This is a genomic window from Dolichospermum planctonicum (genome assembly GCF_005402965.1).
GTDB lineage: Bacteria > Cyanobacteriota > Cyanobacteriia > Cyanobacteriales > Nostocaceae > Dolichospermum > Dolichospermum planctonicum.
Genome location: NZ_BJCF01000100.1, coordinates 1 through 2,324 on the forward strand (window position 1 = coordinate 1; position 2,324 = coordinate 2,324).

The following is a 2,324-nucleotide window of genomic DNA, read 5'->3' on the forward strand; positions in this document are numbered from 1 at the left end:
TTATGAAGATAGTGTTGATTTCAGCAACATAGAACAGTTTCAAATCACAGGAACAGAACTAAATGACACTATCTACACAGGAAATGGTAACGACACCATTAACGGTGGTGGGGGAGATGATACCATTAACGGTGGAGAGGGGAATGATAACATTAATGGTGGAGAGGGGATTGATACCCTAATTGATGACTTGAGCAGCAGCACCAGTAATTTAACATTCGATACGACAGGAAATACCATTGTCACCCCCACAGGACTGAATTATAGCAATATTGAAGCCTTTAGTATTACCACAGGTAGTGGTAATGACACTATTAAACTCAAAGAGAGTTATAGTGATAGCATTAATACAGGTAGCGGCAATGATACTATCAATACAGGGTTAGGACAAGACACAGTTAATGGGGGAACAGGAACAGACCTGTTGATTGTCAATTACTCCAGTAATTCCAGTGGGATTGAATCTGCAATTAGCAGCAATGGTACAGGGGGATTTAATGGCTATTTCTATGCTTATGAAGATAGTGTTGATTTCAGCAACATAGAACAGTTTCAAATCACAGGAACAGAACTAAATGACACTATCTACACAGGAAATGGTAACGACACCATTAACGGTGGTGGGGGAGATGATACCATTGATGGTGGAGAGGGGAATGATACTATTAATGGTGTTAATGGTACACTCCTGACTGCAGGATTAGGAGAAATTGATACTCTCACAGGCGGAACGGGAAGCGATCGCTTTATCTTAGGAAATACTACCAAGGCTTATTATGATGATGGCAATGCTCTAACTAATGGTAGTAACGACTATGCCGACATTACCGACTTCAACACCGGAGATATTATTCAACTGCAAGGAACAAGTAGTAATTACCTTCTAGCTGTTGTCGGTGCAGACACTCAAATATTAATCAATAAACCAAATACAGAACCTGATGAACTCATTGGTATAGTCCGAAATCAAACAGGTTTGAGTCTGACAGGAACTTATTTTAGCTACGTTTCCAATATTACTCTCCCCACCATTACCCTAGCAGTATCACCCAGTAGCGTCCAAGAAAATGGTGCAACCAACCTAACTTACACCTTTACCCGTAGCGTAGTTACCCCCAATGCCGTAACCGTTAACTATACCATTGGCGACACAGCCACATTCAATAATGATTACACCCAAACGGGTGCAACCACATTTACAGGGACTACGGGGACTATTACCTTTGCTGCGGGTGACACTGCAACTACGAAACAAATAACCATAGACCCCACAGCAGACACCACTGTGGAAAGTGATGAAACTGTAGCTTTAACTCTACTTGCGGGAACAGGTTACACCGTTGGTACACCAGCAGCAGTAACGGGAACTATTCTTAATGATGATACTAGCATTGCTTTAGCAGTATCACCCAGTAGCGTATTAGAAGATGGTCCAGCCAGCCTAGTATACACCTTCACCCGGACTGGTGTGACAAACACAGCCATAACTGTTAACTTTGGAGTAGCAGGTACAGCAGACAGTAGCGACTACACTCAAGCTGGTGCAACCACATTTACAGCCACCGGCGGAACTATCAACTTTGCTGCGGGTGAAACTACGAAAACCTTAACCATAGACCCCACGGTAGATACCACCGTGGAAAATGATGAAACTGTAGCCTTGACTATACTTGCGGGAACAGGTTACACCGTTGGTACACCAGCAGCAGTAACGGGAACTATTACCAATGATGATACTAGCATTGCTTTAGCAGTATCACCAAGTAGCGTATTAGAAGACGATACAACCAACCTAGTCTATACCTTCACCAGGACTGGTGTCACAAACACAGCTATAACTGTTAATTATGGAATAGGAGGTACAGCCACATTCAATAATGACTACACTCAAACCGGTGCAACCACATTTACAGCCACCGGCGGAACTATCACCTTTGCTGCGGGTGAAACTACGAAACAAATAATCATAGACCCCACAGCAGACACAATTGTTGAAAATGATGAAACTGTAGCTTTAACTCTGGCTACAGGAACAGGTTATAACATTCATACACCAGGATCAGTAACAGGAACTATTATGACTACCACGCCCACCATTACCCTAGCATTATTACCCAGTAGCGTCTTAGAAGATGGTCTAACCAACCTAGTTTACACCTTCACCCGTAGCGTAGTTACCACCACCGCCGTAACCGTCAACTATACCATTGGCGGTACAGCCACATTCAATAATGACTACACTCAAACCGGTGCAGCCACATTTACAGGGACTACAGGAACTATCACCTTTGCTGCGGGAAGTAGTACAGCCACTTTAACCATAG

General features: G+C 43.2%; 1 protein-coding gene. It reads left to right on the forward strand.

Annotated features, from left to right (window positions below; translation table 11 throughout):
* Positions 1-2,324, forward strand: a 2,324-nt coding sequence (locus FFO06_RS20575; RefSeq protein ID WP_137909687.1) for a beta strand repeat-containing protein, incomplete at both ends; no start/stop codon positions are given.